15 protein-coding genes and 3 pseudogenes are annotated in these 15,929 nt (G+C 47.8%); 5 read left to right on the forward strand and 13 right to left on the reverse strand.

The features are described from left to right. Positions 1 to 12: 12 nt before the first annotated feature. The 5 genes from V1587_RS22390 to V1587_RS22410 all read right to left on the reverse strand — a co-directional run bounded on the left by V1587_RS22390 (position 13) and on the right by V1587_RS22410 (position 4,348). Complete coding sequence (locus tag V1587_RS22390; protein ID WP_395314624.1) at positions 13 to 2,763, reverse strand: VirB3 family type IV secretion system protein; 2,751 nt, start codon at positions 2,761 to 2,763, stop codon at positions 13 to 15. Between the two features lie 9 nt (positions 2,764 to 2,772). Further along, positions 2,773 to 3,072 (reverse strand): TrbC/VirB2 family protein, encoded by a 300-nt coding sequence (locus V1587_RS22395; RefSeq protein ID WP_252064440.1) that lies wholly within the window; start codon positions 3,070 to 3,072, stop codon positions 2,773 to 2,775. A gap of 9 nt (positions 3,073 to 3,081) precedes the next feature. After that, positions 3,082 to 3,744: a lytic transglycosylase domain-containing protein gene (locus V1587_RS22400; RefSeq protein WP_248249031.1), complete on the reverse strand. Its 663-nt coding sequence runs from the start codon at positions 3,742 to 3,744 to the stop codon at positions 3,082 to 3,084. Positions 3,745 to 3,852: 108 nt separating this feature from the next. Next, on the reverse strand, positions 3,853 to 4,044 hold the full coding sequence (locus tag V1587_RS22405; protein ID WP_395314625.1) for a hypothetical protein: 192 nt from the start codon (positions 4,042 to 4,044) through the stop codon (positions 3,853 to 3,855). Then, the gene (locus V1587_RS22410) at positions 4,034 to 4,348 is read right to left on the reverse strand and encodes a hypothetical protein (RefSeq protein WP_032640076.1); all 315 of its coding nucleotides are present in this window, start codon (positions 4,346 to 4,348) and stop codon (positions 4,034 to 4,036) included. Before V1587_RS22410 ends, V1587_RS22405 begins: the two co-directional genes overlap by 11 nt. Positions 4,349 to 4,647: 299 nt before the next feature. Between V1587_RS22410 and V1587_RS22415 the strand changes: the two genes are divergently transcribed. Then, positions 4,648 to 4,998 carry a helix-turn-helix domain-containing protein gene (locus V1587_RS22415; RefSeq protein ID WP_395314626.1) on the forward strand — a complete coding sequence of 117 codons (351 nt, stop codon included), beginning with the start codon at positions 4,648 to 4,650 and terminating at the stop codon, positions 4,996 to 4,998. 1,662 nt (positions 4,999 to 6,660) lie between these two features. After that, positions 6,661 to 8,208 (forward strand): methyl-accepting chemotaxis protein, encoded by a 1,548-nt coding sequence (locus tag V1587_RS22420; protein ID WP_252064442.1) that lies wholly within the window; start codon positions 6,661 to 6,663, stop codon positions 8,206 to 8,208. 207 nt (positions 8,209 to 8,415) lie between these two features. Here the strand turns inward: V1587_RS22420 and V1587_RS22425 are convergent. The 3 genes and pseudogenes from V1587_RS22425 to V1587_RS22435 form a co-directional block, all read right to left on the reverse strand. Continuing rightward, a pseudogene (locus V1587_RS22425) lies at positions 8,416 to 8,602 on the reverse strand (type II toxin-antitoxin system RelE/ParE family toxin); the annotation flags it as partial. Positions 8,603 to 8,614: 12 nt separating this feature from the next. Beyond that, positions 8,615 to 8,762 (reverse strand): annotated as a pseudogene (locus V1587_RS22430) (type II toxin-antitoxin system RelB/DinJ family antitoxin); the annotation flags it as partial. After that, a complete protein-coding gene (locus V1587_RS22435) occupies positions 8,759 to 9,169 on the reverse strand; it encodes an ASCH domain-containing protein (protein ID WP_064786176.1) in 411 nt (136 codons plus the stop codon). The gene V1587_RS22435 and the pseudogene V1587_RS22430, both read right to left, overlap by 4 nt. Positions 9,170 to 9,306: 137 nt before the next feature. On the opposite strand from V1587_RS22435, the pseudogene V1587_RS22440 reads away from it, so the two are divergent. Beyond that, positions 9,307 to 9,589 (forward strand): annotated as a pseudogene (locus V1587_RS22440) (transposase); the annotation flags it as partial. A 57-nt stretch (positions 9,590 to 9,646) separates the two neighbouring features. On the opposite strand, the gene V1587_RS22445 reads toward V1587_RS22440, so the two are convergent. Genes V1587_RS22445 through V1587_RS22465 form a run of 5 tightly spaced genes read right to left on the reverse strand, consistent with a single transcriptional unit; the run spans position 9,647 to position 13,798 of the window. After that, positions 9,647 to 10,267, reverse strand: a complete 621-nt coding sequence (locus V1587_RS22445; protein ID WP_248163026.1) for a hypothetical protein — start codon at positions 10,265 to 10,267, stop codon at positions 9,647 to 9,649. Then, on the reverse strand, positions 10,264 to 11,070 hold the full coding sequence (locus V1587_RS22450) for an SDR family oxidoreductase (RefSeq protein ID WP_395314627.1): 807 nt from the start codon (positions 11,068 to 11,070) through the stop codon (positions 10,264 to 10,266). The genes V1587_RS22445 and V1587_RS22450 overlap by 4 nt, the downstream gene beginning before the upstream one ends. Next, positions 11,057 to 11,722 carry a TenA family transcriptional regulator gene (locus V1587_RS22455; protein WP_395314628.1) on the reverse strand — a complete coding sequence of 222 codons (666 nt, stop codon included), beginning with the start codon at positions 11,720 to 11,722 and terminating at the stop codon, positions 11,057 to 11,059. The genes V1587_RS22450 and V1587_RS22455 overlap by 14 nt, the downstream gene beginning before the upstream one ends. Next, positions 11,719 to 13,161 carry an AMP-binding protein gene (locus V1587_RS22460; protein ID WP_395314629.1) on the reverse strand — a complete coding sequence of 481 codons (1,443 nt, stop codon included), beginning with the start codon at positions 13,159 to 13,161 and terminating at the stop codon, positions 11,719 to 11,721. The genes V1587_RS22455 and V1587_RS22460 overlap by 4 nt, the downstream gene beginning before the upstream one ends. Then, positions 13,151 to 13,798 carry a thermostable hemolysin gene (locus V1587_RS22465; protein WP_325795294.1) on the reverse strand — a complete coding sequence of 216 codons (648 nt, stop codon included), beginning with the start codon at positions 13,796 to 13,798 and terminating at the stop codon, positions 13,151 to 13,153. The genes V1587_RS22460 and V1587_RS22465 overlap by 11 nt, the downstream gene beginning before the upstream one ends. 160 nt (positions 13,799 to 13,958) lie before the next feature. Here V1587_RS22465 and cybB point away from each other — a divergent pair, with 160 nt between their 5' ends. Together cybB and V1587_RS22475 are read left to right on the forward strand one after the other, a co-directional pair. Further along, positions 13,959 to 14,507, forward strand: a complete 549-nt coding sequence (gene cybB, locus V1587_RS22470) for a cytochrome b561 (RefSeq protein WP_325795295.1) — start codon at positions 13,959 to 13,961, stop codon at positions 14,505 to 14,507. Between the two features lie 921 nt (positions 14,508 to 15,428). Next, positions 15,429 to 15,854: a hypothetical protein gene (locus V1587_RS22475; protein ID WP_248212817.1), complete on the forward strand. Its 426-nt coding sequence runs from the start codon at positions 15,429 to 15,431 to the stop codon at positions 15,852 to 15,854. The last annotated feature ends 75 nt before the right edge of the window (positions 15,855 to 15,929 follow it).

A 15,929-nucleotide genomic window follows, 5' to 3' on the forward strand; every position in this document is an offset into this window, starting at 1 on the left:
ATCCTCTTCTGATTAAACGGCACGCCTCAGCATTTCGTCTTTCCAGTCCTCCGGCTGCATTCCCTCCTGCCAGATTTCGTCGAAAATTTTCAGGTTATCCGCACTGGCACTGAGCAGCTTCGTGTAGCGCCCCAGCCCGGACAGGTCGAGGGTGATTTGCGCGATATACGGGCGCACGTCACCGCGCCGCAGCGGAGATTTCATGATCACCATCTGGCGGGCATAGGGGTCGAGCGTGGTGACAATATCGAAGACCGGTTTCGGCACCCGCAGCATGTCCACGTAGTCGCTTTCCTTAGCCTGCTGGTTCGCCATGAAGATCCGTGTGCTGCACTGTTCGATGATGGCCGCCGAGATCTCGTGCTTGCACATCTCCTCCGGCGACTGCGTGGCCGGGAAAAAAATGCCGTTGAGCTTTCGGATAACCTTCAGCATGTCGAGGGCGAATTTTGAGAACTCCGGGTCCTGAAGCCATTTCCAGAATTCATCCATGAAAATGACCAGACGGCGGCCATCGAGGAGGCTGGTCACGCGGTAGAGCAGGTAGTAGGTGAGCGGACTGCGCACGTCCTTGTCGTCCAGGAACTCCGTTCCGTCGATGCCGAAATTATCAATGTTGTCGATATCAAAGGTGTCCACGTCGTTATCAAACACCCAGCCAAATTCTCCGCCCTGCGCCCACTGCTGGAGACGGATGCGCAGCCCGTTTATCCGCGTGTCCTTCGTCGGGGCTTCGTGCAGCACTTCCAGAATACGGGTGATACCGTTGCGGCGCAGCTCCGGCGGGTAGTCCAGCATGATGGTATCTACCGCCTCGCTGAGACGCTCCTCGTCACGCGGGTCAAGCGGTTTGCCGTCGCGCGTGCAAATCATACGCATCAGCTTCTTGAGGAAGTTGCGGTTACGCTTCGTCGGGGAGAGCGAAAAGGGGTTAAGGCCGGTTTTCTCGCCTGAACGGAAACGGAAGTACGAGCCGCCCTGGAGGCGTATCGACATTTCCGCCGAACGGTCTTTATCAAAGACCACTGAGGTGAAGCGCTTTTTCGTCGCCCCCGGCGCAAATGACTCAGGACGCCGGTATTTCTGCATCAGGTGCTGAAACATCATCAGCAGGGTCGATTTACCCGTCCCGGTGCTGCCGAGCAGCATGCAGTTGCCCGGCGGCTTCTCGCCGAACTCGTCCACGTCTGCCTGGCTGTTGTGAAGACTGACGTACTGACAGCCCCCCGACGGGGTCGGCACCACGGCAATCGCCTCTCCCCAGGCATTCCCGTCCCGCTTGTGCGGGTGAAAGTTGTGAAACGACACCATTTCGGCGTAGTTGAGGCTGCTCACCGGCACCAGACGCGGGCGCATGTCATACACGCCCGGCAGCTGCGCGAGGTAGGCCGCCGTCAGCGACTCGCGGGACAGGGTCATGATGAACCCCAAATCCTTCAGTGTATCAGCCAGGGTGTTGGTGTCCTGGATAACCTGCTCGCTGGTCGGGGCGCGGATAATCAGCGTCTGGTGATACCTGCCGAAAGAGATAATGCCGGACTGAAGCATGTCGCGGGCAACCTTCAGATCTTCCTGCTGGGACACCGCATCGTCCTCGGCTGACTTCAGACGCTTCTCGATCGTGCGGATGCAGCCGCGCGCTTCATCTTTGCCCATGCAGGTATAGGACTGCGTCAGCACGTACCGGCAGCGGGCATACAGGAGCGAGTCATACAGCCCAGTGACGGTTTCAGTGCCGTAATCCTTGATTTCCAGCCCGCGAAAGTAGCTCTGGCCGTCGATGTGGCTGACCTGGCCAATGTCGGTGGAGGGGAAGATGTCTGTGCCGCCGAGCACGTCATAGAACGGGGTGCGCGTGACCCGGACTTTCTGCCACCTGCCGGTGATAAGGTAGTTGTAAAAGGCGAGCTGAGAGGAGAACACCCTGCCGTTCTCCTCATACGTGCCGAGCGGCCGCGCCGAGTAGCGCGACAGCGCCGTGCCGATCGATTCCTGGTACTCCAGCATCATCTGCAGTGCGTTGTCGAGGAGGGTTTTGCGTTCGCCCAGAGACTTCTGCGTCATGGCTGCCCGCTCGATGCCGGTGTGCGGATTGAAGCAGGCGGTGAAGAAGAGGCGGCGGCGGTAGAACGGTTTGTCTTTCCGCGAGGCGTAGAACAAGCGCGCTATCTCGTCTGAAAACGCAATCCCGGACTGACACTCAAGCGAGTCGGTAAATTCGTCGCTCACTAGGTGGGTATAAAAGGTAAAGGGCAGCCCCTCAAAGGAGCGGATAACGTTGTTGAGCTGCATGTCCAGGGTGGCGAGGTAATGCTCGTCCTCGCATTCAAAAATGGTGCCGCCGATCTCCCAGGTGCTGACAAAGTCACCTTTTTTGTTCTTCACCACCTGCTCGTGCAGGTGGGAAGACCAGGGGAGATAGCGGGACAGCGGGATACTCTCGTTGAGCCGCATATGTTTTATAAACTCCGTAACGTCAATGGCGTCGTACTGGTTTGCGACAAGCGCCTTTGTCCCGAAATGCCGGGTTGCCGCGCGGTTGCCGCGCGTTTTAAACGCCAGCAACTTCAGGTCAAAGAAATGAATGTCCTCTTTTGCCAGGCGTCTCAGCTCGATAAAGGCAGGAATGAGCAGCAGGAGAAGCCAGTAAAAGCGTGACCAGACGGCCGCCAGGGTAAGGATGCACAGGGTGAACAGCAGGGGGACAAGCGGGACCCCACACAGCGCCGCCGGTCGGGTCAGCGCCTTGTTGAGGATGGTCATGCTGCCTCCTTAGGCCGAGAAGTAGGCACCGAACCCGGACGCCCCGGCGAGCAGGACGCCCGCCCAGAAAACGCGCTGGAGATCGTGCCAGGCCTTTCCGTCAACCAGCATCTTGTAGGCGATAAAGGCCACCGCACAGCTAATGGTGACGACCGACATACTGGTGAGGCCGATGAATACCCAGTTAATGGCGTCGCTGCCCTTCTGAAATGCCTGATCGGCGCTGGCCGCCAGTGCCGGGACGGCAGGCAGGGCGAGGAGAGAGGTCATCAGGCGGGTAGCTGCGTTTTTAATGGTGCGAAAAGTCATGATTTTTCCTTAATCAGAAGACACAGCGAGGCCGCCGCGCAAGACGTGTGGCGGATAAGCGGGGTTGCTGGTCAGTGTGGTATCGGGTGCCGGTATAACGCCACGTATGACGCTGTCCGGGTAAACGGTGTTGTCGGACGGGACGGCGGGTGCTTCCCCGGATGCGGGAGAGATTGCCTGCCGTTCTGCCCGTGTTGAAGGCACAACGTAGCCAATACGCTGTACGTAGCTTGTGTTGCCGAATGCGCTTTCCGGGCGCTGACCGGTTTCAAAGTTGCCGGAGTAATAGCAGCTCAGGGCGCGCTGTAAGGTGCCTCCTCGTTGATAACAGTCGGTGATGATTTTCGCGGCAACATTCATGTTGTCGCACGGATTTAACATGGATTCGGCGCTGACGCCGAACTGCGGGAAATTAGTGCTGGTTATCTGCATCAGTCCCACCGAATAACGGTGTTTCTTCTGCTTAATGTCCTCCACAATTTTTAACGCCTCGTCTTTCGACGTTGGCAGATGGGAAATAACGCGGCTCCTGCCGCCCTTTACCGGAACAATTTCAGCAATGGCATACGGATTTAAGCCAGATTCGGTACGGGTAATGTCGTGAATGGTATCGGGGTGAACGGCGGGGGCACACTGCATGGCGAGCTGGAACAGCGCGGCAGTGGTTAACATAGTAATCCTTCAGCGAATTTTTATTTCACCATGGAACTTTTTAGTTTCGATGTTATAGATAACTTCGTTACCTTCGAGCTAAGAACGAATTAACCTTGAGTTCAGTTTCTAAGTCGTAGATGTATTGTTCTTTCTATAAAGTAAAATATCACCATTTGCATAGTCTTTATTGATGTCAAGAATATAATTTCCTTGAGTGTCAATAAGAGCCACTCCGATTTTAGTTAAGGTTGGTTTGTCTATGTTTTTAACTGAATATACAATATGCGTATGTTCTATATTTTCGTCTTCATTCAACATGTTTTTCCCGGTCATTAAGTTGTTGAGTAATTAAATCAATTCGTTTTAGCTTTTTCGCAATCAGAACCGAGGATTTAGAGTTTTTCTTCCCCTGTTCTTTTTGAGTAATAATAGCAATCTCCATTCTCAGACACGCGCGCTCAATCAGCAATTCTCTCGTGTGCTCTGGTAGCTCTTTTGTGGTCCAGCTCGAGTTGATGGCTGATGAAATGCGATCTCTGCGACAACTTAGGCGCTTGTCACCGGCCATTATCGCAAATTTATTATTTTTCAGGGCTTTTATACGAACCTTTTGCATAGTCATATCTACTTCTCCATTGCATAAGTAATCCGTCGGAATTCGGGAGCACAAGGAAGGCTTGGATCAGACGGCTTAACGATGCAGAGGAAGGCTCAGAAGATGCGGGCACACCATTAATCTCCTCTAGACGCGGGTCACGGCTGATCTGCTGTCAGGTTCTAGAGAGCTAACGCGTGTGTTGCGTGCGGGTATCATACATCCGTTGTTGAAATAATCTAAACAAATTATATTTAGTTAATATTATTTTACCGACACGGGCGCGCGATATCCATATGATTGCCGGAAGCAAATCACAGGTTAAGATGATGGTTCCCAAACGTTTAAGAGCAGCACGACATAGAGCTGGTTTGTCTCAGGAGAAATTCCTGCAGTTAACTAACGTGGAAGCTGTCAGTGATAAATCGCAGATTTCAAATTACGAATCAGGTCGACACTCACCGCCTTTTGAATTTGTGGTGCAGATTGCTAAGGCGCTGAACTATCCAGAAGCCTATTTTTATACGGTGGATGATGATTTTGCAGAGCAAATCCTGTTGATACACAGGAACAAAAACAATCCTGATTTCAATCCATATTTTACACCTTTAAAAGAAGCGCTTGATGCTGTTAATGCTTTAAAAAAGATGTTAGATAAAGCTACAGGTACAAAATAGAGTTTCTTACCGTCAACTGGCGCAGCGCGATCTCACTCGCCCCTGAAAATGTCGTCTCCTCAAGCCCTGGGTTACGGCTAGTTGCTGCTATTAACTTTTAAAAGAGCATGAGGTTGTCAGGGATATGCTAGTACGGTGTCACACTCTCTGTAAATAGCCAAAATATCGCCAGTATACTGTTGTGGATTCCATTTTACATGGTTGAAAGTTCTCTTATGAAGCAATGTTTTCAGTCAATTGTTTTGTCTAAGATCATGCTTTTGGTGTGAAAGATCGTGTAAGCCAGAGTAAATAGATCATTTGTCTGTAGGATTACATACACCGCTTCTATAAATCTTTATCTTTAAAGTCAATTGGTTATGGTTTTTTATTATTCTGAAATAAAAAAATTCTATTATATTTGAGAAAAACCATCCTTGTCGCAAGAATAATCTGAAACCACAAGTTAACTGATTGATATAATTGTGTGTTTTGTTGGGGTGGGGTTAAAATATAAAAAAATCGTTTCAGCTAAGATATTTTCAAGGATGGACGTTTTATTAGGTTTCCTTGTTAAATAATTTAGTTTATAACGGAGGGTGTAATTTTTTAATGATTAATGTAGAGGTGCAATAACCGTCTGAAGGTGATAGCTGTTGTATTGAAATTAATCCGGAGAACTTCAGAACTGGATACTAAGACGGCTCATAATTTGTTGGGTGCTAAAATTCAGTTAAAACCTTATTAGCTGTGGAGAAGCCCCCAGGATTACGGGGCGCACTGCTACTGGAAGACGGGCCATGCTTCCCTGCAACGTAGGGTATTGAGGCATAAAAAGCCAGAACCATTGTGGTGAAGCACACTTGCACGAGAACGTCGAACGAGAGCATCACTTTCGGATGCTTGTGAATAAATACTAAGAGGCTGTACAGGTAAGAGGCTGTGGAAACCATCAGTGATGTCTGGCGTGGAAGTGGAGTACATTAATAGCTGTTACATTATTTGAGTGATACTTATTTACCGAACAAACAAGGCCTTTCCATAAGTGATCTGGGAGTGTATCTGCCGTAAGGCTGCAGCATGTAAACCTTGAAGCTAAGTTTAATGGGATGGAGGCTGATGGTAGATGAGGATTTCTTACAGACAATTAAAGGGTCTGCACTGTGTACTTACTCAGGCAAGGCTGAAGGAATGTTGCATTTTGATTCGTTTTGACATATTTTGAAATGAGTAATGGCTTTTTTTTCGTATGGCGAATTTAAAATAATTGCAAGTTAAAAAAGTTATAAAAAACATATTTTAAATATAAATCTGATTTTCATCGAGCTACACCTTTAAAAAGGATAAATGATCGTTACTTAAGCCTAAAAAGGTTCTGTTGAGCACACAAGTTAATGAGATAATGATATTAGAGTAATCCTAAAAAGATGAAGGTGTTCAAAAATATTACAATCTAATTGCATTTAGTGTTTGTATCTGATTCTTGTGGGTTGGGCTAAATATCTAAAGTCACACTGTAATTGATGTTTTTTTTAATTTACTTAAACACTAAAGAAATTGGTTCACCTGCCGATTAGCATTGCTGTGGGAAAATATTTGCATTTTCTTATTAACCACAAAAATTAAGCCGTTATTACATTCATCTCTTGAAGATGAACATATGCTAATCATTAAGGAAGAATAATGTTCAAAAATCTCAATATCAGCACCCGGCTTACCATGGCATTTGGCGTGATAGTTGTATTGATGACAGTTGTCTGCGGATTGCTCTACATGAGCTTCGACAGGGTAACAGCTGTTAGCAAACTTAATGTCCACAGCTATAAAGTTGTTGATAATCTGCGCACAGTTACAGAGAACCTCATTAATATGGAAACAGGCATCCGTGGATTCGCACTCACGGGTAAACAGGATATTCTTCAGCCATTTTCTGAGGGGGATGAGGCGTTTAGACGCGGAGTAAGTGAGCTCTTAACACTCACAAGTGATAATCAATCACAACAAAATAAATTTTTAAAAATTTCTCAGCTTGAAGATGAATGGAAAAATTCATTTGCCCTTCCGTTAATCCAGAACAGGAACGAAGTTACAAAAGGGTCGCTCAATATGGATTCATTCATCTCTGGACTTGAACACAACTCCGGCAAAGCTCAAATGGATCGTATCCGTGACGTTATTAATGAAGCGCTGCGTGATGAATATAGCATCATGTCAGAGCGGCAGGCACGCCTTGCTGATGAGCGTTTTAAAACGCGAATGATGATTGTTATTGGCTTGCTCGCAGCCGCTGTCACCGCGCTTCTTGCGGGTACCTTGTTATCACGCAGTATTCTCAATCCATTAAAGCATGCAGTGAATACGGCTGATACCATCGCGTCGGGTGATCTTACATCGGTTATTACAATCGACCGAATGGACGAAACAGGCAAGCTGCTTATGGCTCTTGATAACATGCAACAGAGATTAAAATCGCTCGTCACTGAAATCAAAATCACTGTTTCTTCAGTCGATCTTGCGGCCGGGGAAATCGAGCAGGGCAATATGGAGTTATCTTCCCGTACTGAGGAACAGGCCGCTGCTTTGCAACAGACAGCTGCCAGTATGGAGCAGTTAACAATGACCGTTCGCAACAATACAGAAATTGCTGAACATACGGCTATGTCCGCCAGAAAGACAGAAGAGCTGGCCCGGGAAGGGGAGTCTGCTGTTGGTGAAATGAGCGAAACGATGCAAAAAATATCGGCAAATGCACTTAAAATTAAGGAAATTACGAGTGTCATTGAAGGGATTGCTTTCCAGACAAATATACTTGCATTGAACGCTGCGGTAGAAGCTGCACGCGCTGGTGAGCATGGGAGAGGTTTCGCTGTTGTCGCCACAGAAGTGAGAAATCTTGCGCAGAGAAGCGCTAGTGCATCAAAAGAAATCGGCTCCTTAATTGAGAACGCAGTCGATAATGTCGATAATGGCGTTTCTGTAGCCTCTAAGACAGCAGAGACAATTTTACGTGCTGCAACCAATGTTGCTTCACTGGCACAGTCAATGGATAGTCTTTCTATGGCCTCAGTAGAGCAAATGCAGGGGATTATGCAAATCAGTACCGCTGTGACACAAATGGACGGTGTGACGCAGGGAAATGCTGCGCTCGTTGAGCAGTCTGCTGCCGCATCTCAGTCGCTTAGTGAACAATCCAGGTCTCTGAAGCAGATGACTGATAACTTTGTTATTTAAAGATCCATTGGCACCATAATTTATGGTGCCTTTTAATGTCGTCAAATGGAGAGGTAATATTTTCCTGTACTTTTTTTGAATGGGCCTCTTATCTGGCGGAGTACGGGAGAAATGTTGCAGAAAGCGGATTATTTACCCTTATCAGTGTGTCAACGCAAAGCATAAGTCTTCATTCACAGCAAAACAGAGATGCCATGCTTTGTTTCTGAGAATTTGTTTTATCGCTTCGCTATATACTTCTGAGCGTTCTTTTTTTTCCAACTGAAATCACGAAGGCGACAACTTTCTCTTCTATAACTTGATATACAAGACGATAGTCTGAAGCTCAGAGCTTAATCTTGTAACAATCAGATATACCACGCAGCTTCTTCGCTGCAATTCTGGGGGACTCAAGCTCAGCATCTTAATCACTTAGGAATGCCTCTTTGAACGGCAAGCGTTCATTATCAGCAATATTTTCGAGCCTAAGACGAAGCGCTTCAGGGGGAAGTTATACCCATTCTTTCAAGCGTGGCGTAAGGGGGATACACCTTAGTCCGTTTACCTTGTCTCACAGTATCTCAACCACTTCAAACTCTTCTGCGATCAATTCCATATCTTCAGAAAAATGACATTCGCGGGTGAAAAATCTCTTATGCTCTTTCTGCCAGTATTCAAGGCTTAAATCGCCTTCACCTTCCTTGCGGGCGAACGCCTCAGTCACATCACAAAAACGTACCAACCGCATTGAAACCAGTCTGGTAACGCAGACAGGAACATTCTGGCCATCAAGAATAATGTTATAACTCCCAATTTTCGGGGCAGACTCCTCCTGCTGGAAAGAGGCAAAAGATCCGCAAGAGGCAGTTTTAATCCCTTTTTTGATCAGGTCCGCAAGCTCACTAGCGAGTTCCGGGCTGTCACCCATTTGCCAGGCATCTGCGCCGGGATACTTTATTTTTATTTCCTCAATCTCAATCATTAACATCCCTTGTTTATCGTCAATGAAAAACAAAATTTATACATTTTTTTAGCATGACTGTCTCGACATTATCAATGATGCCTTCTTTAAATGGTGTTGTCCGTGAATCTCCACAGGTTTAACAGACACTAAAAAAAAGCGCTCAGCGTTATCCCAAAGAGTTTGAAGTTTAAGCAGTCAAACAGGTTGTTGATCGTAGTTATTCTGTTTCCAACGTTACAATAAGCCTCGATATCACCACCCACAGCCTTTATGCCTTGAGAAAGAAGTACGCTCCGTTTTCTTTCACTAATAAAGAACAGTCAGATGCTCAGGCCGAGATCCGCCGTCTTCAGAAAGAGCTGAAGCGGGTTGCTGATGAACGGGACATCTTAAAAAAATCTGTGGGGTACTTCGCAAAGCTGTCCGACTGAACTTAGAAGCATCTACCGTCCAGCCCTTGAAGGCTGAACGGTATAAGATTTATCGATATTGTTTCTATGGAATGCTTGCCAGGTCTCTCTCAATGTCATGGCGGCGACCACTGTCAGCGATTTCGCGCCCCGGACGAGGTGGTGCTTTTAGCGCTTTTGTTAGATAGAGGCGGGCTTGATCTGTTTTTTTCTCTTTTAAAAGATAATCACCATAGAAATAGTTAGGGTCGATACCCTCAGGATTGATGGCCAGCGCTTTTTTCAACATCTCATCAGCTTTGTCTTTATCACCAAAACCGATTGGCCAACCGGGGACCTGGTAATAAAGAGCACCCAAGCTTGTCCAGGCTGAACCTTGAAGAGCGTTGGGATCAATTTCAATCGCTTTCTCCAGGTTATTGCGGGCTTCTTTAACAAGGCTCAGAGCACCTAGACCACCTTTGGCGCCAGCCCAGCTACTATCAATTATTGCGCTCCAAATCAAAAGAGGGGCGTTAGTGTTGTTTTTTAACTGGCTTGCCTGATGGGCTTTCTGACTAAGTGAACTAAAGCAGTTTTCTTTTTTGGCTTCCAACGTTTGGTATTGGCACACAGACCAGTCGTGTTGTAAGTTCTCTAATGACGTTTCCGCGAAGGCGGCAGTCGGAAAAACAGACATAATCAGCAGTACATTCAGGGTTCTCATTTGTCTTCTCCTTTCAGGGATTTACGGGCGAACTCCTGAATGACAGGCAGTTTTTTTCCTAACGCGCCGTCGACGACGTTTGGAAACCATGCATTAATTTTGACGAACAGACGCTCCATTACGCCAAAACGATACCGTTTCTGTTCCGTTTCAAGCAGCCGCACCAACTGGGTTGCTACCTGGACGGGCGAGTCAGTGTTGTTCCCGAGTTTTTTGTTCAGAGCATTAACATGAATGCTGTTCAGTGAAGTTTCCGTTGCACGCGGCGCAGCATAAAGAACGGTAATACCGCTTCCCTGTAATTCACGGTCAAGGGCTTCGGAAAAACGGTGTGTCGCAGCCTTGGTCGCGCTATAGACGCTCCACGCTGGATGACCAATCTCCCCAAAAATTGAACCAATATACAGCACGATACCTGGCGCATTCATTATTTCCAGTAAGGCCCGGGTCAGCAGGGCCGGGATTTCTATATTGGTGCGGATCTGTTCGCGGATGTCGTCAAAGGATTGCTGTTCAAACAGGGCAAAACGGCTACTTCCTGCATTGTTGATCAGAATATCCAGTCCGCCATTCTGTGAAAGCCGACCGGCCAGCGCCGAAATTTCGTCGTCGGAATAGCTCTGCATCAGCACGGTATTGTGCCTCTCCGGATGCTGAAGGGTATTCTTCAGCAGAGACATTGCCTTATCATTGCGTCCGACGAGATACAACCTCGCGCCTCTCTGGGCCAGTTCTCTTGCCAGCGCCTGACCGATCCCCCCACTGGCGCCAGTAAGCAGAACAGTTTTGTTAAGCAGATTCATTAGTGCTTTCTCCCAGCTGATCTAGCATCTGACCATAGAGATGATAAATGCGACGCGCTGTATGGATGATTGCGTCCTGATCTCTTTTATCGGTGACTGAATCCATCAGAGAGGCAAAGAATTGCAGATGCCCCTGATCCAGTTCGCCATGAGAACGGAGGTAGGTTGTCGCCTGTTCCGGCAGGGTCAGCGTCTTCTCCAGCTGCGCTGCAACGGCTGAGGCGATGGATACGCTGGTTCCTTCCAGAACGAGCACCATGCCAAAGATACTCATCGGATTGACCCTCTCGATACGGTAGTAGAGATAAGCGATCATCATTTCGATGGGCAGTCCCGGTACGCCGTTTCTCACGGCCTCCGCATTCCCCCCGCAGGCGCGGATATCATTGAGTATCCACTCCTGATGCCCGTATTCTTCATCAATGTATTCTGCAATTGCGCCGCGTACGGCTTCATGCGATGCAGGAAGCCGGCTGCCGGCACACATCAACAATGGAACGGTATGGCTGACGTGATAATACGCCTGCGTCAAAAAGGCGATGTACATCTCCCGCGAGATATCGCCCGCCTTACAGCGCGCAATGGCCGGAGAGGCAAGTAAGCGTTGACGTTCGGCTGAGGTCTGGTTTTGTAATTCCTGATAAAAGCTCATAGGTCTTCCTCCTCACTGCATGCGAGAATGGTGTGTTTCAGGGACTGCCAGATGGCGTTTCGTTTAGGGCGGCCGTTAGCCGTGATCATCGCGGGAGAGGATATTTCACTGGTAAACAGCAAACGATGGAACCGGGCATAGTCAGGCAGGCGTGCGGATATCTGCATGAGTTGTTGACGCGCCAGCTCCTGCTGACCATCAAAAGCATCGACCAGCGCAATGTTGTGTCTCAAACCGTCACCAAAAATCACCACGCGGCGTACGGCTGGACATGCCATCGCTTCTGCTTCAGGCCATTCCGGGGAAAAATTACGGCCATATGCGTTAATCTGAACGTTTTTCTGTCGTCCGGTTATGTGGATAAACCCGTCTTCATCAATTGTTGCCAGGTCGCCTGTGTCCACTCCCGGCCCCACTGGCTCCTCCCCTAAATACCCCTGGGCATTGGCAGGGCTCATTACGCGCAGCTGCCCTGAGCCATCGACGGTCACGTGGATGCCGGGCAGAGGTCTGCCGACACTTTTCCTTTTTGAAGCGCCAGGCAGATTCAGCGCTACAACGGAACCACACTCTGACAACCCATATCCTTCAAAAACGGGTAAGCCCGCCAGTGCTGCCACTTCCATTACTGGCGTCGGCACTTTTCCGCCACCCACCGCGACAAAACGCAAGGATCGCGTGCTTTCCGGAATCGTCTGATGCAGATGAACCAGCACGCGTAAAATTTCAGGTACCAGAACAAGGCTTTCCGGTGCCCATGCCGTTAATGCCTGTAAAAAGCATTGGGGATTGAACTGACTGGACCCTTCAAAGCCTGTCCGCGCGGTCGGTAGTATTACTGTCTCTGCACCCAACAGTAAGGGGATATAGATACCGCACAAATTCTCAAGCAGAATACTGAGCGGCAGACTGACCAGGTGCCTATTGAGGGCGATCGGAGCCAGCGCGTCAGCTAGTGTCTGCGCGCTCCAGAACATCCCATTCAGGCTCAGGCAGACACCCTTGGGTTCGCCCGTTGTACCGGAGGTATAGGTGATCTTGGCCGTGCCCACTGGCAAGGGGGATGGGGCAGGTAATGGCCTTATCTGCAGTCGACCAAAAGGAAAGGCGTGTCTGCGCCATCCGGACATCGTTTCCCCGCCGATCTGGGCATCAACTGAAGCGGAAGCACGCACCCATTCTTTTTGCGTTTCTGAGAAAAAAGGCGGGACAGGCACAATCACGATCCCTGCGGACAGGCAGGCGAGATCGATAATCGCCCATTCCGGGCCGTTATCGAGTTCAAGCGCCAGCCTGCTGATACCCAGAGAGCTGAGTTGCGTGGCAGCATGCGTGACGGCCTCAAAATATTGCCCCCAGCTCCACGTTCTGGTCTCGCCCTTCAGCGCCGTTTTATCCGGATATCGAAGTGCCTGCTGCTTCAGTGCATTAAGAAACATGATGTTCTCCCGATAGATTAAGCCAGGGGGCCTCCGGCAGCGAACTGACCAACGTCATCAACAGACTGCCCTGGGTCAGTGCTGTGTGACCGCCGGCTAATTCACCGGCCATAATCTGCGGATCGTACTGGTAATATTTACCCCACTCATGGGCTGCTTTTCCCAGGCGAGCTGGGTCTGCAGGCATCAGGGCGACTGGATGCAAATTCAGGCGATGGAAGGTATTACGGATTTTTTTCGTGCCGGTAAAAACAATCCATGAAAAATGGTATTCGGTCAGGACCTGACACAGGGCCGCAAACATTATGCGAGCGCTGGCACCGTCACACGCCGCAAAATTGCCGATTTCAACAATGGTGGCGCGAGGAACGGGCTGTGAGATACGTGACGATAGAGTCGTCTCGATGGAATCCTCGAGATACTTTTCGAGATAGAGTGGGCCCTGAGAGGCAACCTGTACCCCGCTGGCAGCCTTAAGTTCACCATTTGCATCGTAAAGGCCGATAAGCCACGGCATGCAACGGGAGATACAGGCGTGATAAACCCGATGATAATTTTCACGAATTAACGCAGAAATTTCATTATGTTCGTCTTCGCCGTGAAGCCATTTAAGTGTGTAAGGTGACATGATTCGCATGGTGAGACCTCTTATTAGAGTCTTATCAATGTGAGGCATTAATATTATGGCAACCTTAAGAGCGATTTATTTTTGTGATTTTTGATGGGCGATTCTTTATTAAGGTATTCTTAAGGAATGATCTTTAAAAAAGATAAAAACATCCACGTGGGTGATCGTAATGAAAAGAACTTTTTCCAGAAGCCAGATAATTTGCCACTGGTTGGTATTTTTAGCCATAGTGATGGCATACGCTGCAATGGAGTTAAAAGGTTTTGCTCCAAAAGGCAGCGCGGCCCGCACGACGATGGCTGCCGTACACTACACGGCAGGAGTAACTGTCCTGCTGCTTATGGCAGGCAGAGTCCTTTTAAAAATCACCCATCGGGATCCCGATATTCTGCCCCCTCCGCCCCGCTGGCAGAAGGTAGCGTCAAAAATCACGCACGGGTTGCTCTACCTGATGTTTCTCGTTCTCCCGTCTCTTGGTCTCGTCTCCCTTTATTACGGGCAGGTGACGTGGTCATTCTTCGGAATAACACTACCAGTGGCCACAGTAGCCAACAAAAATATTCAGCACAATTTGAAAGAGTGGCATGAGCTGATCGCCAATGCAGGCTATTTTCTTATCGGTCTTCATGCGCTTGCAGCGTTATTCCATCACTACGTTGTACGCGACAATACGCTTGTAAGAATGTTACCGGCGTTGGCGCGTAAAAATAAAAGATAATCATGATATTTAAAGGTGACGGCATCATCGTCTGGGCAGGAATAAACCCGGTAACAAAATCGTCCCGTGAGTGCCAGCAGGAACGGACGGCGACTTGATACGCGGCCCCCATTTCTGACTTTATGATGAAAAGGCTTCTGAATTGCCGTAACATCCATATTTCTGAAAACTGCCCCCGGCATTCTCTCCCTCACGTGATTCTGTGTTCACATTTACCCTGTATAACGCTGACAAAGTGTGCATTTAACACATTTTAAGTTTGTGGTGCTAGTTCACATGTTCAGTTTCAAAAGTGTTACGCAGAAAGGATGATGGCGAATTATCTCGTTAAAATAATCACGTAAAACCAGCAGGAATATTTTTTTAAGTTTAATTTTCCCCAGTAAAGCTAACGGATCAACCATGACTCAGATATATCTACTTTTTGGGCCTGAAGGAAAAATCCTTAATAAATATAGCAGGTAAGTTATGTCGGTTGTTTATTACAATACAGAAAACCAGAGTGCCCTGACGGAAAACGGTCTCGTGGGAAAAAACCACATACTCAACGAATTAACTCTTGATATGGATAGTCTGGCTATGAGCTGTTCTGTGGTGTTTATGTCAAACAGGACGTGAAGCTGAACTGTTATTTATGAAATAATGATCTGGTTATGTTTTTATTGGCGTGTTTGCCTGGTTGAAATATAATATATCGAAAGGTGTTTCTGTCAATTACCTGAAATAACAAAATAAATATTATTTGGTAAAATAATTTATTTGCACCACACTTATCAGGTATTCAGTCGCATCTAATGATTTCGCATTAGAATATATTAAATATTTCTCGCTAGGCAATCTTTGGGTGAGGGTGTTGATACGATTGAATATATTAAATAATTACCCCGGAAATTATCATGCTAATAGTTAGAAGAGGAAATTATGAAAATAAAAAGTATGTTACTGGTCACCTCTTTCGTACTGATGTCTGCTTCAACATATGCGGAAGTGAGCCAAATCCCTAAAGGTGCTCTGGTCGTGCGTTATGGGGCCGCGAATACTGATGCCAATTATGCCGGGCAGGATGGATATCCCGGAAAATTACAAAACGTGTCAGCTTTATGTTCGAAAGAGAACTCGGGTGTTAATGAGGATAAGGTCCTGGCATTAATCAAAACCGATCCCAATCGTTCTAAGGAATGGAAGCAGGCGGGTGGGGCGAATGCATCGACTTTGATTAATAAAAATGCAACTGTGATAGCAGATCCGTTGCCCAATAATCCCAATCATTGCCTGATTAGCAACATTGAACTGAAGAATATCAAAGGGGCATGGCAGATGTTTCCACTTAAAGCAGGTACGAAATAGTTAAGTTACTTTCTAATGTAATCCCTTTATATTCAGAAATAATCTTTTTTATCGTACTGATATTGAAGATAACCT

The organism is Enterobacter sp. ECC-249, from assembly GCF_043965265.1.
Lineage (GTDB): Bacteria > Pseudomonadota > Gammaproteobacteria > Enterobacterales > Enterobacteriaceae > Enterobacter > Enterobacter quasiroggenkampii.

Bases quoted from the DNA above. Each gene is read 5' to 3' on its own strand.
- V1587_RS22390 (WP_395314624.1), bottom strand. From the start codon at position 2,763: ATGACCATCCTCAACAAGGCGCTGACCCGACCGGCGGCGCTGTGTGGG.
- V1587_RS22395 (WP_252064440.1), bottom strand. From the start codon at position 3,072: ATGACTTTTCGCACCATTAAAAACGCAGCTACCCGCCTGATGACCTCT.
- V1587_RS22400 (WP_248249031.1), bottom strand. From the start codon at position 3,744: ATGTTAACCACTGCCGCGCTGTTCCAGCTCGCCATGCAGTGTGCCCCC.
- V1587_RS22405 (WP_395314625.1), bottom strand. From the start codon at position 4,044: ATGTTGAATGAAGACGAAAATATAGAACATACGCATATTGTATATTCA.
- V1587_RS22410 (WP_032640076.1), bottom strand. From the start codon at position 4,348: ATGACTATGCAAAAGGTTCGTATAAAAGCCCTGAAAAATAATAAATTT.
- V1587_RS22415 (WP_395314626.1), top strand. From the start codon at position 4,648: ATGATGGTTCCCAAACGTTTAAGAGCAGCACGACATAGAGCTGGTTTG.
- V1587_RS22420 (WP_252064442.1), top strand. From the start codon at position 6,661: ATGTTCAAAAATCTCAATATCAGCACCCGGCTTACCATGGCATTTGGC.
- V1587_RS22435 (WP_064786176.1), bottom strand. From the start codon at position 9,169: ATGATTGAGATTGAGGAAATAAAAATAAAGTATCCCGGCGCAGATGCC.
- V1587_RS22445 (WP_248163026.1), bottom strand. From the start codon at position 10,267: ATGAGAACCCTGAATGTACTGCTGATTATGTCTGTTTTTCCGACTGCC.
- V1587_RS22450 (WP_395314627.1), bottom strand. From the start codon at position 11,070: ATGAATCTGCTTAACAAAACTGTTCTGCTTACTGGCGCCAGTGGGGGG.
- V1587_RS22455 (WP_395314628.1), bottom strand. From the start codon at position 11,722: ATGAGCTTTTATCAGGAATTACAAAACCAGACCTCAGCCGAACGTCAA.
- V1587_RS22460 (WP_395314629.1), bottom strand. From the start codon at position 13,161: ATGTTTCTTAATGCACTGAAGCAGCAGGCACTTCGATATCCGGATAAA.
- V1587_RS22465 (WP_325795294.1), bottom strand. From the start codon at position 13,798: ATGCGAATCATGTCACCTTACACACTTAAATGGCTTCACGGCGAAGAC.
- cybB (WP_325795295.1), top strand. From the start codon at position 13,959: ATGAAAAGAACTTTTTCCAGAAGCCAGATAATTTGCCACTGGTTGGTA.
- V1587_RS22475 (WP_248212817.1), top strand. From the start codon at position 15,429: ATGAAAATAAAAAGTATGTTACTGGTCACCTCTTTCGTACTGATGTCT.